Origin of the sequence: Gordonia sp. VNK21, assembly GCF_046098115.1 — a bacterium.
Taxonomy (GTDB): Bacteria; Actinomycetota; Actinomycetes; order Mycobacteriales; family Mycobacteriaceae; genus Gordonia.
Map to the genome: position 1 here is coordinate 173,528 of NZ_JBJURU010000008.1, position 20,596 is coordinate 194,123.

Annotated in this window: 22 protein-coding genes and 1 riboswitch; of the genes, 9 read left to right on the forward strand and 13 right to left on the reverse strand. The window is 71.0% G+C overall.

Annotated features, from left to right (window positions below; genetic code table 11):
* Positions 1-28 precede the first annotated feature (28 nt).
* Together ACJMNC_RS10740 and ACJMNC_RS10745 are read right to left on the reverse strand one after the other, a co-directional pair.
* Positions 29-490, reverse strand: coding sequence for a Fur family transcriptional regulator (locus ACJMNC_RS10740; RefSeq protein ID WP_408947936.1), 462 nt, complete (start codon positions 488-490; stop codon positions 29-31).
* Entirely contained in the window at positions 487-1,518 is a 1,032-nt protein-coding gene (locus ACJMNC_RS10745) for a phosphotriesterase (RefSeq protein WP_408947937.1), read from the reverse strand. The genes ACJMNC_RS10740 and ACJMNC_RS10745 overlap by 4 nt, the downstream gene beginning before the upstream one ends.
* A gap of 224 nt (positions 1,519-1,742) precedes the next feature.
* Between ACJMNC_RS10745 and ACJMNC_RS10750 the strand changes: the two genes are divergently transcribed.
* Positions 1,743-3,788, forward strand: coding sequence for a protein kinase domain-containing protein (locus ACJMNC_RS10750; protein WP_408947938.1), 2,046 nt, complete (start codon positions 1,743-1,745; stop codon positions 3,786-3,788).
* A gap of 12 nt (positions 3,789-3,800) precedes the next feature.
* Here the strand turns inward: ACJMNC_RS10750 and ACJMNC_RS10755 are convergent, their stop codons facing one another.
* On the reverse strand, positions 3,801-4,475 hold the full coding sequence (locus ACJMNC_RS10755; protein ID WP_408947939.1) for a DUF6629 family protein: 675 nt from the start codon (positions 4,473-4,475) through the stop codon (positions 3,801-3,803).
* A gap of 36 nt (positions 4,476-4,511) precedes the next feature.
* Positions 4,512-5,759 (reverse strand): oxygenase MpaB family protein, encoded by a 1,248-nt coding sequence (locus ACJMNC_RS10760; protein ID WP_408947940.1) that lies wholly within the window; start codon positions 5,757-5,759, stop codon positions 4,512-4,514.
* Positions 5,760-5,844: 85 nt separating this feature from the next.
* Between ACJMNC_RS10760 and ACJMNC_RS10765 the strand changes: the two genes are divergently transcribed.
* The 5 genes from ACJMNC_RS10765 (at position 5,845) to ACJMNC_RS10785 (ending at position 9,504) form a co-directional block, all read left to right on the forward strand.
* A complete protein-coding gene (locus tag ACJMNC_RS10765; RefSeq protein WP_408947941.1) occupies positions 5,845-6,516 on the forward strand; it encodes a TetR/AcrR family transcriptional regulator in 672 nt (223 codons plus the stop codon).
* Positions 6,489-6,571: riboswitch (Fluoride riboswitch) on the forward strand. Its footprint overlaps the gene before it by 28 nt.
* 50 nt (positions 6,572-6,621) lie before the next feature.
* On the forward strand, positions 6,622-7,056 hold the full coding sequence (locus ACJMNC_RS10770) for a fluoride efflux transporter FluC (RefSeq protein ID WP_408947942.1): 435 nt from the start codon (positions 6,622-6,624) through the stop codon (positions 7,054-7,056).
* A complete protein-coding gene (locus tag ACJMNC_RS10775; RefSeq protein WP_408947943.1) occupies positions 7,053-7,433 on the forward strand; it encodes a fluoride efflux transporter FluC in 381 nt (126 codons plus the stop codon). The genes ACJMNC_RS10770 and ACJMNC_RS10775 overlap by 4 nt, the downstream gene beginning before the upstream one ends.
* Positions 7,434-7,552: 119 nt before the next feature.
* Positions 7,553-8,677 (forward strand): DUF6670 family protein, encoded by a 1,125-nt coding sequence (locus ACJMNC_RS10780; RefSeq protein WP_408947944.1) that lies wholly within the window; start codon positions 7,553-7,555, stop codon positions 8,675-8,677.
* Positions 8,674-9,504, forward strand: a complete 831-nt coding sequence (locus tag ACJMNC_RS10785) for an alpha/beta fold hydrolase (RefSeq protein ID WP_408947945.1) — start codon at positions 8,674-8,676, stop codon at positions 9,502-9,504. Before ACJMNC_RS10780 ends, ACJMNC_RS10785 begins: the two co-directional genes overlap by 4 nt.
* Before the next feature lie 21 nt (positions 9,505-9,525).
* On the opposite strand, the gene ACJMNC_RS10790 is transcribed toward ACJMNC_RS10785, so the two are convergent.
* Complete coding sequence (locus ACJMNC_RS10790; RefSeq protein WP_408947946.1) at positions 9,526-10,629, reverse strand: NAD-dependent epimerase/dehydratase family protein; 1,104 nt, start codon at positions 10,627-10,629, stop codon at positions 9,526-9,528.
* Between the two features lie 92 nt (positions 10,630-10,721).
* Here ACJMNC_RS10790 and ACJMNC_RS10795 point away from each other — a divergent pair, with 92 nt between their 5' ends.
* A complete protein-coding gene (locus tag ACJMNC_RS10795; RefSeq protein ID WP_408947947.1) occupies positions 10,722-11,504 on the forward strand; it encodes a hypothetical protein in 783 nt (260 codons plus the stop codon).
* A 37-nt stretch (positions 11,505-11,541) separates the two neighbouring features.
* Here the strand turns inward: ACJMNC_RS10795 and ACJMNC_RS10800 are convergent, their stop codons facing one another.
* The 4 genes from ACJMNC_RS10800 to ACJMNC_RS10815 form a co-directional block, all read right to left on the reverse strand.
* Positions 11,542-12,261 carry a nitroreductase gene (locus ACJMNC_RS10800; protein WP_408947948.1) on the reverse strand — a complete coding sequence of 240 codons (720 nt, stop codon included), beginning with the start codon at positions 12,259-12,261 and terminating at the stop codon, positions 11,542-11,544.
* A gap of 62 nt (positions 12,262-12,323) precedes the next feature.
* The gene (locus tag ACJMNC_RS10805; protein ID WP_408947949.1) at positions 12,324-13,517 is read right to left on the reverse strand and encodes a CaiB/BaiF CoA transferase family protein; all 1,194 of its coding nucleotides are present in this window, start codon (positions 13,515-13,517) and stop codon (positions 12,324-12,326) included.
* A gap of 40 nt (positions 13,518-13,557) precedes the next feature.
* Complete coding sequence (locus ACJMNC_RS10810; RefSeq protein WP_408947950.1) at positions 13,558-14,583, reverse strand: YihY/virulence factor BrkB family protein; 1,026 nt, start codon at positions 14,581-14,583, stop codon at positions 13,558-13,560.
* A 96-nt stretch (positions 14,584-14,679) separates the two neighbouring features.
* A complete protein-coding gene (locus ACJMNC_RS10815; protein WP_408947951.1) occupies positions 14,680-15,183 on the reverse strand; it encodes a DUF309 domain-containing protein in 504 nt (167 codons plus the stop codon).
* Between the two features lie 68 nt (positions 15,184-15,251).
* On the opposite strand from ACJMNC_RS10815, the gene ACJMNC_RS10820 reads away from it, so the two are divergent.
* Positions 15,252-15,785 carry a nitroreductase family protein gene (locus ACJMNC_RS10820; protein ID WP_408947952.1) on the forward strand — a complete coding sequence of 178 codons (534 nt, stop codon included), beginning with the start codon at positions 15,252-15,254 and terminating at the stop codon, positions 15,783-15,785.
* Between the two features lie 43 nt (positions 15,786-15,828).
* On the opposite strand, the gene ACJMNC_RS10825 is transcribed toward ACJMNC_RS10820, so the two are convergent.
* The 3 genes from ACJMNC_RS10825 to map all read right to left on the reverse strand — a co-directional run bounded on the left by ACJMNC_RS10825 (position 15,829) and on the right by map (position 19,918).
* The gene (locus tag ACJMNC_RS10825; protein WP_408947953.1) at positions 15,829-16,200 is read right to left on the reverse strand and encodes a hypothetical protein; all 372 of its coding nucleotides are present in this window, start codon (positions 16,198-16,200) and stop codon (positions 15,829-15,831) included.
* Positions 16,201-16,231: 31 nt separating this feature from the next.
* Positions 16,232-19,039, reverse strand: a complete 2,808-nt coding sequence (locus ACJMNC_RS10830; RefSeq protein WP_408947954.1) for an aconitate hydratase — start codon at positions 19,037-19,039, stop codon at positions 16,232-16,234.
* A 108-nt stretch (positions 19,040-19,147) separates the two neighbouring features.
* The gene (map, locus tag ACJMNC_RS10835) at positions 19,148-19,918 is read right to left on the reverse strand and encodes a type I methionyl aminopeptidase (protein WP_408947955.1); all 771 of its coding nucleotides are present in this window, start codon (positions 19,916-19,918) and stop codon (positions 19,148-19,150) included.
* Between the two features lie 46 nt (positions 19,919-19,964).
* On the opposite strand from map, the gene ACJMNC_RS10840 reads away from it, so the two are divergent.
* Positions 19,965-20,240, forward strand: coding sequence for a helix-turn-helix transcriptional regulator (locus ACJMNC_RS10840; protein ID WP_408947956.1), 276 nt, complete (start codon positions 19,965-19,967; stop codon positions 20,238-20,240).
* 25 nt (positions 20,241-20,265) lie between these two features.
* Here the strand turns inward: ACJMNC_RS10840 and ACJMNC_RS10845 are convergent, their stop codons facing one another.
* The gene (locus tag ACJMNC_RS10845; RefSeq protein WP_408947957.1) at positions 20,266-20,589 is read right to left on the reverse strand and encodes a hypothetical protein; all 324 of its coding nucleotides are present in this window, start codon (positions 20,587-20,589) and stop codon (positions 20,266-20,268) included.
* Positions 20,590-20,596 lie beyond the last annotated feature (7 nt).

Genomic DNA, 20,596 nt, shown 5'->3' on the forward strand with positions numbered 1-20,596 from the left:
TCTTCGGTGGGAGGAATTGGACGTGCGGTCAGGCGGGATCGGCGTCGGGACTGGTCTCGGCGCGGGTGGCGCAGTCGGGGCACAGGCCCCAGTACACGACCTCGGCCTCGTCGATGGTGAAGCCGTGGGTCTCGGAGGCGGTCAGGCAGGGGGCGTGGCCGATCGCGCAGTTCACGTCGGCGACGGCGCCGCAGCTGCGGCAGACCACGTGGTGGTGGTTGTCGGCGATCCGCGTCTCGTAGCGGGCCACATGCCCGGAGGGCTGGATGCGCCGGATCAGGCCGGCGTCGGTGAGAGCGTGCAGGACGTCGTAGACGGCCTGCCGGGACACCTGGGGCAGCTCGGCGCGAACACTGTGCAGCACCACGTCGGCACCCGCGTGCGGGTGGGCGGCGACGGCGCTCAGCACGGCCAGCCGCGGGCGGGTCACTCGGAGTCCGGCGGCGCGGAGCCGTTCGGAGTTCGATGTTTCGTGCACGCCCTCAATCATGCCCCAGTTTCTGTACTGAATCCAGATATTGGCGAAATAGGGGTCACAAGTCCCGGATTCCGCCGTTCGCCGGTGAGGAACCGGCGGGGCAGATCGACGGTCATCGCGGCGATGATGGACTCGTCCACGCCGCGAGCGCGCAGATCCGGCAGCACCCGGCCGTAGACCTGCAGGTAGTTCCAGTCCGGCAGCTCGGCGGCCAGGCGCTCCTCGTCGAACCAGTCGCTGGTGCAGAAGGCACCCTGCGAGAGGGCGAGCTGGCCGGCCAGGCCGCGCTCGAGGAGCGCCTCGAGCACCCGCAGGCGCTGTTCGTAGGGCTGCAGCAGATCCACGCCGAACCGGTCCAGACCCAGAATCGACCCGGCGTCGGCGAGCCGGATCAGGTAGTCCAGATCGGTCGTGTCGCCGCAGTGCGCCAGCATGACCCGGGTCAGGTCCACCCCCTCGGAGGCGAGGATCTGCTGGGCCACCAGGCCGGACTGGGTGTGCGGGTTGGTGGCCACCATGATCGGGGCCCCGGTGGCCACGGCCGCGCGCCCGGTGGCGCGCAGGATGCGCTCGACGCCGGCGGTCGGTCCCTCGGCCTCGATTACGCAGACCAGGAAGGCGGCCCGGATGCCGGTGTTCCCGATGCCCTCGGTGAGGTCGCGTACGAAGAGCTCGTCGAGCGGGTCCGGCCCGGAGAAGCCCAGCGCGGGTCCGGTGTAGTGGAACTGGAAGGGCAGATCGTTGTAAGTGAAGACGCCGGTCGCGGCCACCACGTTCACTCCGGACTCGCGCGCCACCCGCGCCACCCTGTCCACCTTGCGGCCGGTGCCGAAGACCGAGACGTCGAAGATCGTGTCCACACCGAGTGCACGCACCTCCCGCAGTCGTGCGACGGCCCGGGCGACCTGGGCCTCCTCGTCCCAGTCAGGCAGGAAGTTCAGGCGGTAGTCCTCGTCGACCAGGAAGATGCGCTCGTGCGGCAGTACCCGGCCGAGCCGCTCGGCGTCGATCGGTCCGGTGACCGTGTTGACCGTTGGCATGTCTCCCTCTGCTCAGCCGTCCACCCGCCGGCCTCCCCTGCCGAGCACTCCTTGATGAGAGTCAGCCTAGAGTTCGCGCGGCGGCGCCCGTACGCGATTGCCGGTACTCGAGACGGACACGGGCGAACGTGCTAGCCGCGCCCCGGTCCGGGCGTGCCGGGACGATCCGGCCGAGACGATTCGGTCGAACGACGGAGCCGATGCCTGGCGGTAAGGTGACTCGCATGCTGAACCCAGGCCAGATCTTCGCCGGCTACCGCGTCGTCCGTCTGCTTGGAGCGGGCGGGATGGGGGAGGTGTACCTGGCCGCGCATCCGCGCCTGCCGCGGGAGGACGCCCTCAAGGTTCTGCCGGCCGAACTGACCAACGACCCGATGTATCGCAAGCGGTTCACCCGTGAGGCCGAGCTGGCCGCCGGGCTCGATCATCCGAACATCGTGAGCGTCTACGACCGCGGCGAGGATCAGGGGCAGCTCTGGCTCACCATGAAATACGTGCCGGGCAGCGACGCCGACCGACTGATCAAGGAGAGCGGGCCGTTCTCCCCGGCAGCCACCGCCGAGGTGGTCTCGGCGGTCGGCGACGCGCTCGACTACGCCTACGGGCGGGGCCTGCTCCACCGGGACGTGAAGCCGGCCAACATCGTCATCGACCGCACCGAGGCCACCCGGCGCAAGATCTATCTCACCGATTTCGGCATCGCCCGGACCGTGGGCAACGAATCGCGGATCACCGCCGCCAACCTGACGGTCGGATCCATCCAGTACACCTCGCCCGAGCAGCTGGCCGGCGCCGACGATCTGGACGGCCGGTCCGATCAGTACTCGCTGGCGTGCACGGCCTTCAGACTGCTCACCGGACGCCCGCCCTATGCGGCGGCCTCCACCGCCGACGTGATCAATGCGCACCTCAGTAACCCGATTCCGTCGGTCACCGAGCGGCGCCCCGAACTGCCGGCCGCCGTCGACGCGGTGCTGGCCCGGGCGATGAGTAAGGACCGGTCCGGGCGATACCCCACCAGCAGCGACTTCGCCCGCGACCTGGCCGCGGCTCTGCGCGGCGATCAGCCCGCGGGGGTGGCACCGGTGCCGCCGCCGAGCGGAGGGTCGACCCCGGCCTACCAGCCCACGCTGATCGCCGGGGCGGCCGGGGGCGCCGGGGCGGCAGCGGCGCAGGGTGCACAGCCGGCGTCGGGCCGGCCCCACCCGGCGGCGCCGGGCGTGCAGCCGCCCGGCCGGCAGACGCCCCCGACCAAGCAGATGCCCCCGACCAAGCAGGAACCACCGGCGAGTTACCCCGGCTACGGGCCGTCGGGGCCGAATCCGGGGACTCCCGGGCAGCCCGGCTATCCCGCGTACTCCGCGCAGCAGTCCGCCCCGCAGCCTGCCGGCTACCAGCCGGCGGGCTACGGCTACCAGCCCGGGTACGGGGGTCCGGGCGGTCCGGGAGGACCCCCGCCCTACGGGCCGGGCGGCGCCTCCGGCGACGGCGGCGGCAGCAAGAAGTCGCTCCACATCATCCTCGGCCTGATCGGTCTGGTGGCGGTGATCGTCGCGGTGAGCCTGGCGGTCCTGTTCACCGGCGACGACGAACCGGCGAAGACCGCCACCAGTTCGTCGACGTCCACGACGACGAGCACCTCGACCAGCTCGCGGTCGAGTACCACCACCACCACGAGCGGTCCGGGCCTGAACGTCCCGGTGGCCAACGGGGTGCCCACCCGGTGCGTGGCCGGTAATGCGACCGGCTCCGGAAGCCGTGCCGGAGTGCGGACCGGTCCGATCCGGATTCCGGGATCGGACCTGCCGTCCGCGACGGACTGGCGGGGCGATCCCGGCAGCCGTCTGCCGTTCCTGGAGCAGGCCGACGGCATCATCGCCACCCGGCCCGCCGGGGAGACCGGCTGGATGGCGCAGATTCTGGTCGCCACGCTGCCGGCCGCGGTGACCGGCGACCCCACTGCCGTGGGCCGCAAGTTCCTCGAATGCCTGCCCGCCTCCACCGGGTACACCTCGGCCGGACCCGGACGGATGCAGATCACCAAGGAGGAGCCGGGCACCCTGGACAACAGCTCCACCAAGCTCACCCTGTTCCAGGCCTCCCTTCCGGTCCGTGACCGGCCGGGCATCGCCGGCGACGACTTCTTCATCGTCGTGGTGGACTCCGCGCCGATGAGCATGGCCATCGGCATCAGTCCGATCAACGATCAGGCGACCAGGGGAGAGGTCACGAAGGCGATCAGCGGGCTGAAGGTGCTCACCGGCAACTGAGTCCGGGGCCGGTCAGCCGGTCGCGACGGCGGCCGGCGGCTCCTCGCGGTGGTGCCGGTACTCGATGATGAAGTGCACCAGCACGATCAGGCTCAGGAAGGCTGCGAAGGTGCACCACAGCGAGGCGAAGCCCGCAGCGTTGAGCAGGGCGGCGGCGGTCATCGCGATCAGATTGCCCAAACCCATTGCGAACACGTACCGGTGGCGGCTGAGCATGGGCGCCAGACAGGTCGCGAAGACATACGGCACCGCGAGCCAGGCCGGGCTGTAGCCGATTCCCATATGGTAGTCGAGGTTGCCGTCGACCACCTCCACCCGGATACCCGGCTGCACGGAGAGATAGAGCAGGTACAGCGCCAGCGCCGTGCCGACGGCGAACGGGACGGCGATCAGCGAGCGCCGGCGGCCGGGCGGCTCCATCAGCCAGGCCGCCCAGGGCACGAAGAAGGGCAGCAGCGCCCAGGCGAAGAGCACCCAGGTGTGCACGCCCGGACCGGTCAGGCAGGCATCGGTCTGGTCACCGAGTTCGAGCCAGGTCCAGCCCTCGGTGAACTGGTGCAGTCCGAACAGCAGGGGCAGCGCGGCGAACGGCAGCTGCCGGACGTCGCGGACCAGGGCCAGGGTGCCCACCCCTGCGGCGGTGATCACCCCGGCGCCGACGAAGCTCGCCGTCGCACTGAAGCACATTCGGACATTCTCGCACGGTGCCCGGGGCCGCCGGGGTCAGGCGGCGTGATGTGCCACGTGCGCCGAGTCGCCGATGGCCACCGGGTCCCCGGCCATCGTGCGCATGAAGACCTCGCTCTCGGCGGCACCCCGCTCGGCGGCCAGGGTCAGCCCGCCGGGCCGCAGTTTGGCGATCGAGCGCATCAGGTTGATCGGCAGGCGCAGCGCCGGATACCACGGCAGCACAAAAGGATTGAGCCCCAGCGTCCGCATCGCCCGCGGCCCCAGGAAGCCCGCGGTGATCGACAGATGCTGACTGCGGGCGATCCGGCGGTGCAGCTGCGGGGCGCGGTCGTAGTGCCACTGGCGGGGGTCGTCGGCCATGGGCCGGGCGAGCAGTTTGGAGGTCTCGTCGGGGATGGCCAGCGCCGACGAGGTGTGGATCAGGATGCGCAGCGCATCCCGGAAACTGTGCGGCAGCAGGTCGTCGCGCACCCCCATCAGCCAGCCCACGTACCGGGTGAGGTGGGCGACGGCCTCGTACTCGCGGGGCCGGTTGATCAGTCCCATGCCGATGCCGCCGACGCTGGGTGCGACCAGCGCGCCGACCAAGGTGGCGGCCATGTCGGTCTGGTTGATCGGCAGCCCCCACTCGTGGTCGTCCCAGTCGGGCATCGCCTCGACGTGGCGGCGGACCATCGAGTGGATGAAACGCACATGCAGCGTGGACCTGTAGCCGCGTCCGAGCGGGCGCAGTTCGTCGGGATGAATCACGTCCAGGGCCCACTGCGAGGTCTCGGCGAAGCGGGCGTTGGAGCCCTTCTCCAGTGCGCCGGTGCGCAGCAGGGTCTGGTTGAAGCCGGAGTACTGGTAGCCGCCGATGAGGGCGACGTCGCGGGCGATGTAGAGCCCGTCCGCGCCGCCGCACCGCATCACCTGCGCCGCCAGCGCCAGCTTCTCCGGCTCGACCCAGTCGGGCAGTGTCTCGTAGGTCGCGAAGAAGGCGCGCAGCGGTTCGGGTGCGTCGGGCACGGCCGCGATGCCCTCGGTCAGTGCCCGCTGGAACAGCGGCTTGGTGGCGGCCACCCCGGCCTCTAACATCCACTCCACCAGCTCGTCCATCTCGGGGTCGCCGGCGTAGAGCAGCTCGCCGAGCCGCCGGAACTCGTCGGCCGACGGGGCGGGGGCCACACCGAGCAGCCGGCCGATCAGTCGCATCCCGCCGGCCACCGGAAGCGGTTCGGCGGGAAAACGTTTCGGCGGTTCGATACCGGCGCTCGCAGTGGGGGCAGTGCCCTGGCTCATGGATCGGTCCTTCCCCCGGAATCCGTCTGCACAATTTGGACAACGGCTGTGTTCCAAAAACTACGACCAGGATATACTGCTGTCAATGGCACGGGAAGCGGCGGTCCGCGACTACGGCGGTGTGAGCGCGCAGCGACGGCGGGAGCAGCGCCGCCGCAAGCTCATCGATGCGGGCCGGCGGCTGTGGGGGAGCGGCGGTCTCGAGGCGGTCAGTGTGCGCGGGGTCTGTGCCGCCTCGGGGCTGACGCACCGCTACTTCTACGAGCAGTTCGACGGCCGGGATGCGCTGATCGGGGCGGTCGCCGAGGACGCCCGCCGGCAACTGGCTCAGACCCTGCTCGAGCACAGCGCCGCGGCCGGCGGCAGCGTCGACGAACGATTCCGGGCCGCGCTCACCGCCTTCCTGCACACCATGTCCGACGATCCCGAGTTCCACCGCATCATGACCAGCGACCTGGCCGGGGTCGCCGGCCTGGAGAACTGGGAGTACGAGACCCTCGACCTGGTCGCCGACCTGATGGTGCAGGCGGGGGCGGCCATCCCCGGTTTCGCCCTGCCGCCCGGGGCCGAGGCCCGTCGGCGGGCGCGCTTCGTGGTGGGCGGGGTCAATCAGCTGCTGTCCGGCTGGCTCGCCGATCGCGATGTGAGCGCCGCCGAACTCGCGCAGGTGTGCACCGACTACCTGATGGCCCTCGCTCGCGTCCCGGCGGGCCGGAGTACAGTGACCACAGATTCACAGGCGATGGATCCCGCCTGAGGCCTCTGCCGGAGCGCCCGAACCGCCCGACCGGGCTGATGGTTCCTGTCACGCCGAGCGATCGGCGGGCGGGAGCGATGCCTGCCCGCGGAGAGGGACCAGCCGATGACCGACGACGCATTCCGCCTTCACCTTCCCGCTGTGGTGATGGTCTTCGCGGGCGGCATCGCCGGTGCGTGCGGCCGGTACCTGATCAGTGAGGCCTGGCCCGCGTCGACCGCGACGATGCCGTGGTCCACGCTGGGGATCAATGTGGCCGGTGCCGCGGTACTGGGACTGCTGCTCGAGGCACTGTTGCGGGCCGGTCCGGACGTGGGCCGGCGTCGGCGGCTGCGCCTGCTGCTCGGGGCCGGCTTCTGCGGGGCCTTCACCACCTACAGCGGTTTCGCGGTGGAGCTGGCGGAGATGCTGCGCGACGGGCGGCCGGCACTGGCGGCCGGCTACGCCGCCCTCGCCCTGCTGAGCGGGATGGCGGCGGTGGCGGCGGGCATCCTGGCCGGGAGATCACTCGATCGCCGGCTGGGCTGGAGCCTGCGGTGAGCGCGCTGCTGACGCTGGGCGTGGCCGTGCTCGGCGGTGTGGGCGCGGTATGCCGCTACAGCCTGGACCTGATCATCAAGCAACGGGTGAGCAGCGGACTGCCCTGGGGAACCGTCGCCGTCAACGTCTCCGGGTCGCTGCTGCTGGGGCTGATCACCGGATGGATGGTGTACGGCGGGGGCGACGCCGACGCCGGGGCCCTGCTCGGCGCCGGATTCTGCGGCGGCTACACCACGTTCAGCACGGCGATGTTCGACAGTGCCGCGCTTGTGCGCGCCGGCCGGGGCACGGCAGCGCTGGCGGTGCTGCTGGGCACGCTGGCCGTGACGGTGGCCGCCGCCGCGGCCGGCCTGGCGCTGGTCGCCGCGGTCGCTTGAGGTGTTCACGTTCGGGACGACGGCGGCGCGCGGGATTGACACCGGGGCCCGGGCCGGACAGCATGACGCGGACAACCCGGCGGCCTGCGCGGCCGTCCGGCCGGCAGAAGGGGCAGCGCATGGTTCCGACGGTCAAGGCGATGACGGCCGCCGCGGTGGTGCGCGGCCTTCGCCCCCTGGTGGATTCGCGGGCGCGGGCCTCCCGGCAGCCCTATGATGGCGACTGGACCTTTCCCCCGTACGTCGGCTCACGGCGGTTCGCGTGGACTCATTTCGGCGTCTTCGTGCCCGGCCTGCCCGAGCCCCTGCGCTACCTGAACATCATGACCCTGGTGGGCAGCACCGGCACCGAGCTCTTCGACAACGGCACCCTGGCCGCCGACGATGTACGGCAGAACTCGACCGTGCTGGCTTCGACGGCCGCCCCCGGCCACCATCACTACCGGGCGTACGACGTCGCCGCGGAGTGCGGCTTCGCCCCCGACGGATCATCGCTCACCTGGGACGACGATCTGACGCTGACGGTCGGGGCGCACGCCGTCAGCGTCCGCGGCCGATTCGCCGGCTTTTCGGTGGAACTCGACCTGACGCCCACCGACGAGGTCTCCTACTTCGTGCGCACGGGCATCTACGACCATCTGAGTCTGCTCGCTCCGTACCGCGGACAGATCACCGATGCCCGGACGGGCGAGACCACCGCCGCCGACGGCCTGGCGACCTTCGAGTACGCGCGGTGCGCGGGACCGCAGAGCCTGATCCGGCGGGCGGTGCCGCGGTGGGCGCAGCTGCCGGTGGATTTCTTCACCTACCAGATCATCGATCTCGACGCCGAGACGCAGGTGCTGCTCACCGAGGTGCTCGCGCGCGGGGCGGTGGCCCTGCGGGCGGTCCACGTGCGCGTGCGCGGCGGCCGCACCGAGATGCTCGACGACGTGGACTTCGGGGTGCATCGCTACGGTCCGCAGCGGCTCGATCCGGAGGGCAGACCGATGCGGATACCCGAGCGGATGCGCTGGACCGCCCGCCGCGACGGCGCCACCGTGCTCTCGATCGAGGCGACGGTGCATCCCGTGCTCCGATACGGGCACGGTCACGGATATGCGGGCAGCTACGACTACCGCGGAACCTTCGAGGAACGTGACGTCGCGGGTATCGGATACCTGGAATGGATAGACCTGCAAGAGTTTCCACTGCAGGCGGAGCGCAGCGCCCGGTCCGCCGGGAACCGAAAGGATCGCCGATGACGCTGACCGAATACACACGGGCGGGACTGACCTTCGACGTGATCGACCGGGGAACGGCCGACCGGGGCACCGTAGTGCTGCTGCACGGCTTTCCGCAGACCTCCGCGAGCTGGTCGGCGGTGAGCGAACGGCTGAATGCGGAGGGCTACCGGACGCTGGCACCGGATCAACGCGGCTATTCTCCCCGGGCCCGGCCACGCGGCCGTTTCGCTTACCGGACAGGCGAACTCGTCGCCGACGTGGCAGCGCTGATCGATGCGAGCGGAGACGCACCGGTGCATCTCGTCGGCCACGACTGGGGTTCGCTGGTGGCCTGGGCACTCTCGGCCGAGCGCCCGGAGACCGTGGCGAGCCTGACCGCGGTCTGCGTGCCGCACCCGGCCGCCTTCCTGCAGTCGATGCTCAGCAGCGACCAGCTGCTGCGGTCCTGGTACATGGCCGCCTTCCAGATCCCCTGGCTGCCGGAGCTGGCCGTCTCCGATCCCCACCGGCTGCGGAGCGCCCTCGCCGGGACCGGTATGCGGGCCGCGGAGATCGACGCTGTCCAGCGCGACGTGGTCGAGGCGGGTGCGCTCACCGGCGCTCTCAACTGGTACCGCGCCATGGCGCTGAGCACGCCGGGACGGCTGCGCCGCCATGTCACGGTGCCCACCTTCATGGTGGCCGGCGCTCAGGACACGGCACTGGGCGTCCGCGGCGCCCAGCTCAGCGAGCGCTACGTCGACGCACCGTTCGAACTGCACATCCTGGACGAGGCCGGCCACTGGATTCCCGAGCAGCAGCCCGCCGAGCTGGCCGCACTGATCCTGCAGAACGCCGGCCGCTGACGGCGCACCCCGCCCGCGTGCTCAGCGACGATCGGGCAGCGGCTGTTCCCAGCGCTCCTGCGCGAACTCCCAGGGCTGGGCATAGACGCCGGACCGCCGGCGGTAGGGCGTCATCCGGTTCATGAACAACCGGATCGCCGGCACCAGCGGCCGCAGCAGATGCCTCGGCCAGCCCACATGCGCCGAGACCTGTGCCATGAGTTCGTCGAAGCTCACCGTCTGGAATTGCAGCAGCTGCTGGCTGCGGGCGGTGTCCATCCAGTCGGTGCCGTACCAGGCGGCATCGTCACCGGGATCGCCCGGCCGCGTCGGCGGCATGGTGCCGGGGATGCTCAGGGCCGCGGTGATCGCCCGCCCGATGTCCCGCTGCCGGATCAGGTGAGTGGCGTCGCCGCCGATCAGGTACACCGGGTCGTTGTCCGGCCGCAGGGCCGCGTTGACGAAGGCCCGCGCCACATCGGCCACCGCCACCGTGTGGATGCGTCCGTCGCCCGGCAGCATGCCCTCGAAGGCGATCACATCGGCGTCCACCCCGTAATCGCCGGCCGGACTGAGCACGCCGCCCACCCGGAGGATGCTGGCGTCCAGACCGGAATCACGGACGGCCGCTTCGGCTTCGAGCTTGTGCGCCCCGTACAGATCGGACGGCGCGGGCGGGGTGTCGACGGTCACGGGGTCGGGGTGGGTGTGCGGATTGCGGGGGCCGTAGACGGTCACCGAGGAGGCGAGCAGGAAGCGCGGCGTCTCCGGCACCGCCCGGCAGGCATCGAGCAGATGGTGCGTGGCGTCGACGTTGACCCGCCGGGCCGCGCCCGGGGAGGCGTAGGCGGCCGGCGGGATCACCGCGGCGAGGTGGATCACCGCGCGGGGCCGGTGCTGCGCGATCATCGCCCGGACGGCATCCCGGTCGGTCAGGTCGGCCCACGCCGGCACCGGAGCCACCGGATACCGCCGGCCAAGCGCGGCCAGCAGCTTCCGGTCGGACTTCTTGCCGCGGGCGGCGGCGACGGCGGGCAGGCCCCGCGCACCGAGTTCGTGCAATACGGCGGTCCCGACCAGACCGCAGGATCCGGTCACCAGAATCGGCCGGTCGTCCGGGGCCGGGGTGGAAGCTGCGTCAGTCACGGGACAGATCGTACGGACCGGCCCGCGCCGGACGCAGCGGCCTGTGGATAGCTGGCGGGACTTCGCCGACGTACCCGGCTAGCGTTCGCTCCATGGGGGAAGAGAACAAGATCACAGCATCGTTCGGCACGGCCAGTGGGACCGATCCCGGCACACGCTGGCGGCCGGACTGGGGGCCCGAGCATCTCGGTCGGGTCCGTACCGAACTGCTCGCGGCCTATCGGGACATCGAGTGTGCGCTGGCCGACGAACCGCCCGGCTCGCCCGCCCTGCGGATTCTCGAGAACGCCACCCGGGTCCTGGCCGAGCAGGCGCCGGTGTGGGTGTCGGCCCGTGCCCACGAGGAACTGTGGGCGTTGCCGCCGAGTCCGCTCTACAGCGAGGATCTGACCGGACTGTCCGGCTCGGGAATGGCGGTCTTCGCCGACCCGGTGGCGCAGACGCGGCTGAGCGAGCCGGTGCCCTACGGCATCGCCGCCGTCGAAGGGGCCCTGTGGTGGAGTACGACGGCCGGAGAGCTCACCGGCACCGAGGAGGCGCCCGATCCGGGCGCGCCGCTGGTGGTGATCCATCCGCTGGCCCGGCAGGCGCCGTCGGGCACACCGTTCCCCACCGGGCTCTGGGAGGGCTCGACCCTGCGGGACCTGGGCATGGTGGTGGTGCCGGTGGGGTCGCCGATGCTGCCGGAGAACGACGACGATCTCGCACCGCTGCTGTGTGCACTGGCCATGCTCGGGTGCGCGGCGGCCTTCGGTGACGCATCGCTCGAGCCGATCGGGCCGCGGCCGCACTGCCGCGCGGCCGCCCGCCGGCCGGTGTCGGTGCTGCCCCGGCCCGTGCAGGTGCTCGTCGGCTCCGGCGCCGCCGCATGCTGACGGTACCGTCCGGTGGCGGCCGGACCGGTGGAGCAGGTCAGTCGTCGATCCAGTCGACCACCTCGGCGAGCGGGGCGCGGTCGGTGCGGTAGCCGTTGATCGGATGGTCGGCGTCCGGGTAGCCGAACGAGATCCCGCACACGACGGTGCGGTCCTCGCCGAGACCGAGTTCGCGGCGCAGTACCGACGGATACATGGCCAGGGCCGCCTGCGCGACGGTGCCGATGCCCAGTGCCGTCGCCGCACTGAGGAAGTTGGCCACATAGCCGCCGCAGTCCACGGCGCCGTACGCGCCGAGCGCCTCGTCGCAGTGGATGATCGCCACGTGCGGGGCGCCGAAGAAGCGGAAGTTCTCGGCCATCTGCAGAGCCCGGCGCTCCTGGTCGTCGCGTTCGATACCGAGCGCCGAATAGAGCTGGTAGCCGCTGGTGCGGCGCCGGTCCTTGTGCACGCCGCGGTACTCGCGCGGGAAGTCGATGTCGGCGCGGTCGGCGGCCCCGGTGGTGGCCGCCGTGTACAGCGCCGAGCGCAGCCGCTCGGTACCGGCTCCGCGGGTGACGGCCACCTGCCAGGACTGGCTGTTGCACCACGAAGCGGTGCGCTGTGCCGTGGACAGGATCTGCTCGATCGTGCCCGTCGGTACCTGGTCGGGGCGGTACGCGCGGCAGCTGTAGCGCGCGGCCAGCACGGCGTCGAGGGTGCCGAGGGCATCGGCGGGCAGTGCGGTGGTGGGGAGGTCGGAGTGGGCGGTGCTCATCGGAATCCTTTCGCCGGCAACGGTGACGGGCATCTCAGGCGATGATGTCAGGGCCGCCCGGGTCACTGCTCTGCGGGGCCGACCACCCCGGATCGGATCAGCTCGGCGATCCGATCGTCGGGAAGGCCTGCCCGGCGCAGGATCTCGGCGGTGTGCTGGCCGAGGGCCGGTACTGCGCCCATGACCGCGGGGCTGTCGGCGAAGGTGGCCGGGGGCAGCAGCGCCGGGGCCCGCCCACCGGGAATGGTCACCGAGCGCCAGCGGTCGCGGGCGGTCAGCTGCGGATGGTCGACCATGTCGCCGACGAGTTTGACCTGGCCCGCGGGCACGCCGGCCGCCGCCAGCCGGTCATCGAGGTCGGCGGTGGTGAGCACGGCGGTGCGTTCGGCGACCGCGGCATCGCAGGCGGCGCGGTTGGCTACCCGGGCGATGTTGGTGGCGAAGCGCGGATCGTCGGCCAGTTCCGGTGCTCCGAGGACCTGTTCGACCAGATCGCGCCAGCCGCGATCGCTCTGGACGCCGATGAGCACCTCGCCGTCGGTGGTGGGGTAGGAGTCGTAGGGCGCGATCGAGATGTGGCTCACGCCCAGCCGCGGCGGCTGCACCCCCGTGAACATCTGCGTGTACATCGGATGGCCCATCCACTCGACGGTGGCCTCGAGCATCGAGATCTCCACGGCGGCGCCCTCGCCGGTCCGCTCGCGGCGGAGCAGGGCGGCGAGCACGGACTGCGCGCAGTACATTCCCGAGGCGATGTCCGAGACCGGGATCCCGGTCTTGGCGTAACCGTCGGCCGTGCCGTTGATCGAGATCAGGCCGGCCTCGGCCTGGACCAGCATGTCGTAGGCCTTGCGCTGTTCGTACGGTCCGCCGGTGCCGTATCCGGAGATGTCGACGGTGATCAGGCGGGGATTCCCGACGCGCAGCGCGGCCGCGTCCAGCCCGAGCCGGGCGGCCGCGCCCGGCGCCAGATTCTGGACGAAGACGTCGGCACCGTCGATCAGCTCCCGCACGACGGTCCTGCCCTCGGCCGCCTTCAGGTCGACGGCCAGGGACTCCTTGCCGCGGTTGAGCCAGACGAAGTGCGCGCCGGTGCCGTCGACCACGTGGTCGTAGTCGCGGGCGAAGTCGCCGCCGTCGCGACGCTCGATCTTGATCACCCGGGCGCCGAGGTCGGCGAGATTGCGGGTGGCCAGCGGTGCGGCGACGGCCTGTTCGAGGGAGACGACGGTGCAGCCGTCCAGGGGAGCGGTCATGAGACGGACGCTACCGGCTCGCCGACGGGCCGGTGCGCGCTCACGACCCGGGGCCGGGCGACTCCTGCTCGTCGGGATCCCGGCGGCCGGGGTCGCCGGCGCCGTGGTCGCGGTGCGGTCGGAAGCGGACGTCGACGATCTCGAAACCTTTGTTGCGCTGCGCCTTCGCCAGATTGCGGTAGACCGCGCGGTCGCCGCGGGTGAGCACCACGTTGTCGGTGAACGGGGTCAGCAGAGAGCGCGGGTAGAGGCGGTCGACCCGCACCGCGTTGATCTCGAGCGAGAGGACCACCAGCACGCCGGCGACGTAGGCGAAGGCGATCAGACCCAGAACCACGGCGAAGACGCTGTTCACGGCGCTGGCGCGGGCGACGACGCGCAGCACGTAGTAACTGCCGAACTCCTGCAGGAACTGCCAGCCGACACCGGCGACGACGGCTCCGGGCAGCACATCGACGACCCGCAGTTCCCGGACCGTGCCGAGACGGAAGGCAACGGTGAAGACGATGATCGCCAGCACGATGGTCCCGGCCCGCAGGAAGCCGCGGCTGAGGCCTTCGACCTCGATGGTGGCGGCCATCGTGTTGAGCACCACCAGACCGGTCACCGCCACCCCGATGGTGCACAGCAGGAAGAATCCGCGCACGCGCACCTTGATCGGATTGGGCCGGTCGTTGCGCGGCACCGCCCAGATCACGTTCATCGCGTTCTGCGAGGCCACCGAGACGCCGAGACCGCCGTAGAGCAGACCGGCGAGGGCGATGGAGGCCGAGACCCAGTCGCCGGGCAGTTCGCCGGTGTCCTTGAGCTGTGAGCCGATCACCGGGATCTGCTGCAGCACCGAGTCGACGATGCGGTTCTGCAGCTCGGGATCGCCCTTGAGCACGATGCCCAGAATCGCGGTGAGAAGCATCAGCAGTGGGAAGAGCGAGACCACGGCGTAGTACGCGATCAGCGCCGCGAGGTAGCCGCCCTGATCGTCGAAGAACTTGTAGAGCACCGCCAGCGGGTAGCCGGAACGCGGATGACGGCGGGTGAAGGCGTCGACACGAGCGACTATCGACACGTCCAAGCCTCCCGATCCGCGCGGCACTGCTGCGCCACAGCCTAACCGGCCGCCGTGCCCGTCCCGTCCGACACGTCGGGCGGTGCGGGATCGCGGTCAGGAACCGTCGACCTCACGCACCAGAGCCGGTGCGAGCTGCTCCGGCCCGGGATTGCGGCCCCGGCGCAGATCGGCGCCGAGTGCGGAGGCGTAGGCGAGCAGGCCGGGGACGTCGATGCCGTACGGGGCGGATCCGCCCGTCGCGGCCAGGCGGGCCGCGGCCCGCTCGAGCAGCGTCAGCGCGCCGGTGACGTTGCCGCGCTGCACATGGGTGATGCCCACCGCCAGCTGCGCCAGGCCCTGCCACAGCTCGCGTTCGTCCTCCGGACAGCTCTTCCACGCGCCCTCGAGGACTTCGTGCGCGTGGAAGGCGAGGCCGCGGTCGAGCAGATCCTGTGCCCAGGACAGGGATTCGGCGGGCGGCAGATCCAGATCCTCGGGAATCCGCTCCACCCCGGCGCTGCCCGGCGGCAGCGGACGGCCCAGAGCATCGCGCGGGCGTGCGTTGCGGGCGCGCCCCTGCTCGTCACGATCGCGGTCGAGCGGCTCCCGGGTACTCATACGTCCATGGTGGCACTCGCGCCGCAACCCCGATTCGGGGGCCGCCGCGGACCGATAGGCTGGAGACCGTGCCCGCTCAACCTGTCCGCGACGCCATGCTCGCCCGCCGCTCCTGGTCCAAGGTGTCCGACGACGCTCCCACCCACGAGGAGCTCACCGCTCTGGTCGCGGCCGCGGCCGGGGTGGCCGATCACGCCGCTCTGCGCCCGTGGCGGCTGATCGAACTGCGCGGCGACGACCGGGTGCGGCTCGGGGAGGCGCTCGGTCGGGCGGCCGGCGACGGGCCGTCGTCCAAACCGCTGCGCGCACCGCTGCTGATCGCGATCGTGGTCAGCCGCAAGGCCAGCAGGAAGGTGCCCGACTGGGAGCAGGACGCGGTCGCGGCCGGGGTGGCGCACGCGCTGAGTCTGCTGCTCGACGAGGCCGGATACGGTGTCATGTGGCGTACCGGCGCTCTGGTGCGCGAGCCCGAGGTGGCTCGCGCACACGGACTGACCGAGAACGAGGACCTGCTCGGCTGGCTCTATGTGGGCGGGCGCCCCGATGCGACGGGCGTCCGCAGGCCCGTGGACGGCGAGACCCTGATCGGCCGGATGCCCTGATCAGCTGGATGCCCCGACCGGCCGGTGCGCACTGCCGGCGCAGTCAGCGGCGCGGGGTCAGCGTGAACGAGCCGATCACCGTTCCGCCGAGGTAGGCCGGGCCGCGGTAACCGCCGTGTCCGTCGCGGTTCATGAAGACCCGATGGCCGGGGAAGAAGTCGACGTAGCCGCCGCGCGCCGTGGGGTGGATCCGGTACCGGCCGATCAGCACCAGGTCGCCGCCCTGGACGCGCCCGACCCGCTGCAGCAGCACCACTCCGCCGGATCGGGTGGTGGACGTGTACGTGCCGGGCTCGACCCGGGCGGCGGCCTGACCGGCGCCGACGGCCGACGCTGTGCCCGCGAGGGCGGCGGCGACGACGATCGTGCCGATGAGGCGGAGGCGGGCGGCATCGAGGCCACGGTGGGGTGCCATGATCTTCTCCTCTCGTCGCCGGCGCCGGTTCTCAGGCCGCCAGCAGGGTGCGGAGCACGTACGGGAGGATCCCGTCGTGGAGGTAGTAGGCGGCCTCGGCCGGGGTGTCGATCCGGACGGTGGCCCGGAATTCGCGGGAGCGCCCGTCCTTCTCGACGCCGACGGTGACCTCGTCGGCCACGCCGTCGCCGTCGGCGATGCCGGTGATCGAGTAGATCTCGTCGCCGTCGAGGCCCAGGGAGGCCGCGGACTGCCCGGCGGGGAACTGCAGCGGCAGCACGCCCATTCCGATGAGGTTGGAGCGGTGAATGCGTTCGAAGGATTCGGCCAGCACTGCGCGCACCCCCAGCAGCCGGGTGCCCTTGGCGGCCCAGTCACGCGAGGACCCCGAACCGTAGTCCTTGCCGGCGATCACGATCAGCGGCACCTGCTCGCGCCGGTAGGCGGTGGCGGCGTCGTAGATGCTCAGCTGCTCCCCGTCGGGCCAGTGGGCGGTGACGCCGCCCTCGACGCCGGGGACCAGCTGGTTGCGCAGCCGGACGTTGGCGAAGGTTCCGCGGATCATCACGTGGTGGTTGCCGCGGCGCGATCCGTACGAGTTGAAGTCCTTGCGCGACGTCCCGTGTTCGGTGAGGTAGCGCCCGGCCGGACTGTCGGCGCGGATCGCGCCGGCCGGCGAGATGTGATCGGTGGTCACCGAGTCGCCGAGCCGGGCCAGCACTCGCGCCCCGGTGATGTCGTCGACGGGGGCGGGCCGGCGGTCCATGTCGTCGAAGTAGGGCGGCCGCTGGATGTAGGTCGAGGTCTCGTCCCAGTCGTAGACGGCGCCGTCGGGGACGCTCATACCCCGCCAGTTGTCGTCACCGGCGTAGACGTCGGCGTAGCCGTCGGTGAACATCCGGGCTTCGACGTTCGCATCCACGGCCTGCTTGATCTCCGCGCCGGTGGGCCAGATGTCGCGCAGATACACCGGGCCGCCGTCATCGCCGGTGCCCAGCGGTTCGGTCAGCAGGTCGGTGTGCAGGCTGCCGGCGAGCGCGTACGCGATCACCAGCGGCGGTGAGGCCAGGAAGTTCATCTTCACCTCGGGATGGATGCGGCCCTCGAAGTTGCGGTTGCCCGAGAGCACGGCCGAGACGTTCAGGTCGTTGTCACCGACGGCCGCACTCACCTCGGGGATCAGCGGACCCGAGTTGCCGATGCAGGTGGTGCAGCCGTAGCCCACCAGATCGAAGCCGAGCCGGTCGAGGTAGGGGGTCAGGCCCGAGCGTTCGAAGTAGTCGGTGACCACCCGGGACCCTGGGGCGAGGGTGGTCTTGACCCACGGGCGGGTGTGCAGACCGCGTTCGACGGCCTTCTTGGCCAGCAGCGCGGCGCCGAGCATGACGGCCGGGTTGGAGGTGTTGGTGCACGAGGTGATGGCCGCGATCACTACGTCGCCGTGGTCGACGATGGCCCGGCGGCCGTCGATCACCACCTGTGCGGGGTCGCTGGGCCAGCCGAGGCGTTCGTTCGCAGTGAGCTCTGCGGCGGTGATCCGGTGGGGCGGTTCGTCGTCGCCGTCGCCCGAGCCGAGCGCGATCGGATCGCTGGCCGGAAAGGAGTCCGCGGCCGCGGTGTCCAGCCCGGCCCGGCCCGAACGCGCCTGGTCCTGCTCGCCGGCGAGCAGACCGAGGACGGCGCGAGGGGCATCGCCGAGCGGTATCCGGTCCTGCGGGCGGCGCGGTCCGGCGATGGAGGGCTCCACCGCCGCCAGGTCCAGATCGACGATCCGGGAGAAATCGGGCAGGTGTGCCGGGTCGTGCCAGAGCCCCTGCTCGCGGGCGTAGGCTTCGACGAGCGCGATCCGGTCGGGGCTGCGGCCGGTGAGCCGGAGGTAGTCGAGGGTTTCGTCGTCGATGGGGAACATCGTTGCGGTGGAGCCGTATTCGGGGCTCATGTTGCCGATCGTCGCGCGGGTCGCGAGGGGGACGTTGGCCACGCCGGGACCGAAGAACTCGACGAACTTTCCCACCACGCCGATGCCGCGCAGGAGTTCCGCGACCGTCAGTACCAGGTCGGTGGCGGTGGTGCCCTCGGGCAGTTCGCCGCTCAGCCGGATACCGACGACCTGCGGGATGAGCATGCTCATCGGCTGGCCCAGCATGGCCGCTTCGGCTTCGATACCGCCCACGCCCCAGCCGAGGACGCCCAGACCGTTGACCATCGGGGTGTGCGAGTCGGTGCCGACGAGGGTGTCCGGGTAGGCCTCCAGGTGACCGTCGCGTTCACGGGTGAAGACGACCCGGGCGAGGTATTCGAGGTTGACCTGGTGGCAGATCCCGGTGTCCGGTGGAACCACGGAGAAGTCGTCGAAGGACTGCTGTCCCCAGCGCAGCAGCTGGTAGCGCTCCTTGTTGCGGTCGAACTCGAGCTGCGCGTTGATCCCGAAGGCGTCCGGACCGCCGAAGGCGTCGGCGATCACCGAGTGATCGATGACGAGTTCGGCGGGGATCTGCGGGTTGATCGTCGACGGATCGCCGCCCAGGGCGGTCATCGCATCGCGCATCGCGACCAGATCCACCACACAGGGGACGCCGGTGAAGTCCTGCATCAGCACCCGCGCCGGGGTGTACTGGATCTCCGGATTGTGGTCGGAGGCCGGATCCCAGTCCCGCAGGGCCTCGATCTGGGCCGGTGTCACCAGGCGGCCGTCCTCGTTGCGTAGCAGGTTCTCCAGCAGGACCTTGAGACTGTAGGGGAGTCGGGCCGAACCCTCGATCCGGTCGAGCCGGTGGATCCGGTAGGACGTGCCGGCCACGTCGAGCTGTTCACGGGTGCCGAAAGTATCGTCGCTCATCGTCAGTGCCGCCTTTCGCGTCGCACGCGCGGCCCCGGTGGGCTGGGAGGCCGTGTGGGCTGATCGACTACCTCCAGTGTACGACGGCTGTCCAGAGGCGGACGGCCCTCAGGACGGCCCGGTGAGCACTTCGGCGCCGCTGTCGGTGACAGCGACGGTGTGTTCGGAGTGTGCGGTCCGGCAGCCGGTCGCGCTGCGCAGTGTCCAGCCGTCGTCGTCGGTGATCAGCCGATCGGTGTCGATCATCGCCCAGGGTTCGAGGGCCAGGACGAGTCCGGGACGCAGTCGAAGCCCGCGGCCGGGACGGCCGGCATTGGCCACGTGCGGATCCTGGTGCATGTTGCTGCCGATGCCGTGACCGCCGAATTCGAGGTTGACGGGATAGCCCGCTGCGGTCAGGACGGCGCCGATCGCCGCGGAGACGTCACCGAGCCGGCCGCCGGGAGCGAGTGCGGCGATGCCGGCGGCCAGTGCCTGTTCGGTGGTGGCGATCAGCCGCAGGTCCTCGGCATCGGCGGAGGAACCGACCACGAAGCTGACGGCGGCATCGGCGGCCACGCCGTGCAGCCGGACCGCCAGATCGAGGGTGAGCAGGTCTCCGTCGGCCAGCGCGTAGCCGTGCGGTTTGCCGTGCAGTACCGCGTCGTTGACGGAGGTGCAGACGTAGTGGCCGAACGGTCCGCGACCGAAGGACGGCGCATAGTCCAGGTAGCAGGATTCCGCGCCGGCGTCGCGGATCATCTCGCCGGTCCAGCGGTCCAGGTCGAGCAGGGATGTGCCGACCTCGGCCCGCTGCCGGAGCGACCGGAGGATGTCGCCGACGAGGTGTCCGGTCTGCCGGGCCCGGTCGAGCTGCCGGCGGCTGAGAATCTCAATCATGCAAATAACAATACCGGTTATTAAATACCGGTACTAGAATGGGGGCATGGTGAGACTTCCGCTCCGGCCCGATGAGATCGCCCGGGGGCAACGGCTGGGCGCCCTGCTGCGCATCGCGCGAGCCGAGCGGTCCATCCTCGACGTCGCGGTCGCCGCCGGCGTATCGCCGGAGACGCTCCGGAAGATCGAGACCGGCAGAGTGGCGACGCCGTCGTTCTCGACCGTCGCCGCGGTGGCGGACGAACTGGGTCTGTCGCTCGACGGCATCTGGGCCGAGGTCGCTGCGTCGGACGAGCTTCCGCGGCGGGCCGCCGGGCAGTAGGGGTATACGCCGCTCGCAGCTCGGCTCAAGTCAGCCGGGCGGCGAGGCGCGGGAGCTGCCGGAGCGGATTGAGCCGCTCGACCTCGCGTCGCTGACTCGCGGTGAAGACCTCGCTGAGGCCCGGAGCCGGATCACCCCTGCCGGTGAAGGTCAGCGCGCTGAACGGCCAATCCGAGCCGAATACGACGTGCGAGCGATCGGTCACCGCAGTCACTGCGCTCATCGCCGCCTTCGAGGCGCTCAGTGCGGTGTCGTAGAAGAAGCTGCCGACCAGGTCGTCGGTTTCGAGGAGGGAGGGGCGTGCGGCGTTCTCCGGCCACAGCCTCCCCGGTGCGGACCGGGAGATCACGCCCAGT

What these genes read in the sequence shown, in the direction of transcription:
- ACJMNC_RS10740 (WP_408947936.1), bottom strand. Translation starts at nt 490, where the DNA reads ATGATTGAGGGCGTGCACGAAACATCGAACTCCGAACGGCTCCGCGCC.
- ACJMNC_RS10745 (WP_408947937.1), bottom strand. Translation starts at nt 1,518, where the DNA reads ATGCCAACGGTCAACACGGTCACCGGACCGATCGACGCCGAGCGGCTC.
- ACJMNC_RS10750 (WP_408947938.1), top strand. Translation starts at nt 1,743, where the DNA reads ATGCTGAACCCAGGCCAGATCTTCGCCGGCTACCGCGTCGTCCGTCTG.
- ACJMNC_RS10755 (WP_408947939.1), bottom strand. Translation starts at nt 4,475, where the DNA reads ATGTGCTTCAGTGCGACGGCGAGCTTCGTCGGCGCCGGGGTGATCACC.
- ACJMNC_RS10760 (WP_408947940.1), bottom strand. Translation starts at nt 5,759, where the DNA reads ATGAGCCAGGGCACTGCCCCCACTGCGAGCGCCGGTATCGAACCGCCG.
- ACJMNC_RS10765 (WP_408947941.1), top strand. Translation starts at nt 5,845, where the DNA reads ATGGCACGGGAAGCGGCGGTCCGCGACTACGGCGGTGTGAGCGCGCAG.
- ACJMNC_RS10770 (WP_408947942.1), top strand. Translation starts at nt 6,622, where the DNA reads ATGACCGACGACGCATTCCGCCTTCACCTTCCCGCTGTGGTGATGGTC.
- ACJMNC_RS10780 (WP_408947944.1), top strand. Translation starts at nt 7,553, where the DNA reads ATGGTTCCGACGGTCAAGGCGATGACGGCCGCCGCGGTGGTGCGCGGC.
- ACJMNC_RS10785 (WP_408947945.1), top strand. Translation starts at nt 8,674, where the DNA reads ATGACGCTGACCGAATACACACGGGCGGGACTGACCTTCGACGTGATC.
- ACJMNC_RS10795 (WP_408947947.1), top strand. Translation starts at nt 10,722, where the DNA reads ATGGGGGAAGAGAACAAGATCACAGCATCGTTCGGCACGGCCAGTGGG.
- ACJMNC_RS10800 (WP_408947948.1), bottom strand. Translation starts at nt 12,261, where the DNA reads ATGAGCACCGCCCACTCCGACCTCCCCACCACCGCACTGCCCGCCGAT.
- ACJMNC_RS10805 (WP_408947949.1), bottom strand. Translation starts at nt 13,517, where the DNA reads ATGACCGCTCCCCTGGACGGCTGCACCGTCGTCTCCCTCGAACAGGCC.
- ACJMNC_RS10815 (WP_408947951.1), bottom strand. Translation starts at nt 15,183, where the DNA reads ATGAGTACCCGGGAGCCGCTCGACCGCGATCGTGACGAGCAGGGGCGC.
- ACJMNC_RS10825 (WP_408947953.1), bottom strand. Translation starts at nt 16,200, where the DNA reads ATGGCACCCCACCGTGGCCTCGATGCCGCCCGCCTCCGCCTCATCGGC.
- ACJMNC_RS10830 (WP_408947954.1), bottom strand. Translation starts at nt 19,039, where the DNA reads ATGAGCGACGATACTTTCGGCACCCGTGAACAGCTCGACGTGGCCGGC.
- map (WP_408947955.1), bottom strand. Translation starts at nt 19,918, where the DNA reads ATGATTGAGATTCTCAGCCGCCGGCAGCTCGACCGGGCCCGGCAGACC.
- ACJMNC_RS10840 (WP_408947956.1), top strand. Translation starts at nt 19,965, where the DNA reads ATGGTGAGACTTCCGCTCCGGCCCGATGAGATCGCCCGGGGGCAACGG.